The 1,656-nt window shown below is 40.9% G+C and carries 1 protein-coding gene; it reads right to left on the bottom strand.

Annotated elements, in window-relative coordinates; translation table 11 throughout:
• Window positions 1-1,656: DUF7507 domain-containing protein (locus A7A78_RS09810; RefSeq protein ID WP_117624756.1), on the bottom strand; the 1,656-nt coding region annotated here is incomplete at both ends.

Genomic DNA, 1,656 nt, shown 5'->3' with positions numbered 1-1,656 from the left:
GGATGCCGTCTGAACCTGTATCGCCCGTTGGGCCGGTGATGGTGGACAGGCCTACCAATGGATCTGTTACGACCACATTGTCGATTGATATGTTGCCCTCGTTGGTCACTCTAAAGGTATAGGTGATTACATCGCCTTCCGCTAGCTCAACACATCCGTTGTTGCCAGGAACCTGGTCGCTCTCCTTCACGATCGCGATGTCCGCGCTCTGGCAGATAAGGACCGTTACGGTATTACTTGTAGCAGTATCAACTGGACCCAATACTGAATTACCATTTACCTCTGCAGTATTAACAACTGAACCCGCATTTACATCACTTTGTGTTATTGTATAAGTTGCATTAAATGTCCAATCTTCATCAATATTCAAGATTCCATCACCATCATCTCCAGAAATATATACAATAGAAACTACTGGATTTGGAGCCAAAAATAATGGATCAGTAATAACAACATTTGTAATGTCTACGTCACCGTCATTGCTTACTACAAATTTATAATCTATGGTATTACCTACTTCAAAAGCAATACAATCTCCTGTTGCGCTAGTACTTGATTTTACAATCGACATTTCAGCATTTTGACAAAGATTCACTGTAACAGTGTCTGAATTTGAAATTGGATATGGATTGCCTGAAGTTTGAACTTGTCCATTTACAGTTGCAGTATTCTGAACTTGTCCATTTATAATGTCTTGTTGCAATACTATATATGTTGCATTATATATCCAGATTTCACCTACATCTAAAACACCTAAGTTTGTGATGTCACCACTAACTGGGCCAGGAATTGGGTTTATAGGATCAATTAATGGGTCATTAAGAACAACATTATTTATAGGTGTATTTCCTAGGTTTGAAACTCTGAAAGTGTATGAAATTGTTTCGCCTGGGGCTATAGGAGTACATCCTTGTGGATTATTAGGGCTTGCAATTTTTTCAATTTGAATGCCACAATTATTCAAAGTCAGAATAACTGGTGTACGAGTTGAGCTTTTACAACTTGTTGCATCATTTACAGCCTCGGCATAATATGTTTTTGATCCTATAGTATTCCATGTAGGAGTAACTACATTTCCACCAACAGCAAGATCATACCAAACAATGGATTGTCCTCCCGGAACCGTAGCGGTTGCCGTTAAAGTTTGTATAGGAACTAAAGCACACTCCGTTTGATTTCCACCACTCATAGGAGCTGATGGGGAAGTGTTAACCATTATGTTAGCAGTATCACTATTGCTACAACTGTTTCCATCAGTATAACTATAGGTAACAGTAATAGAACCACTCAATCCTGCTGGGTTGAAGGTCGCCGTTCCGTTTCCGTTGTTGGTAACGCCCGGTCCACTCCATGTTCCGTTGGAATTTGTTGGAGTTCCTGTCAAGGTAATAGGACTAACGTTGTCACACAACGGACCATAATTTCCAGCGTCCACTGTTGGAGCTGTATTTACAAGTATGTTGGCAGTATCACTATTGCTACAGCTGTTTCCATCAGTATAACTATAGGTAACGGTAATAGAACCACTCAATCCTGCTGGGTTGAAGGTCGCCGTTCCGTTTCCATTGTTGGTAACGCCCGGTCCACTCCATGTTCCGTTGGAATTTGTTGGAGTTCCTGTCAAGGTAATAGGACTAACGTTGTCACACAACGGAC

Source organism: Aequorivita soesokkakensis (assembly GCF_001641085.1).
In the GTDB taxonomy this organism is placed as follows: Bacteria; Bacteroidota; Bacteroidia; order Flavobacteriales; family Flavobacteriaceae; genus Aequorivita; species Aequorivita soesokkakensis.
The sequence above is the reverse complement of the archived record's forward strand: the minus strand, read 5'-3'. Positions and strand labels throughout refer to the sequence as shown.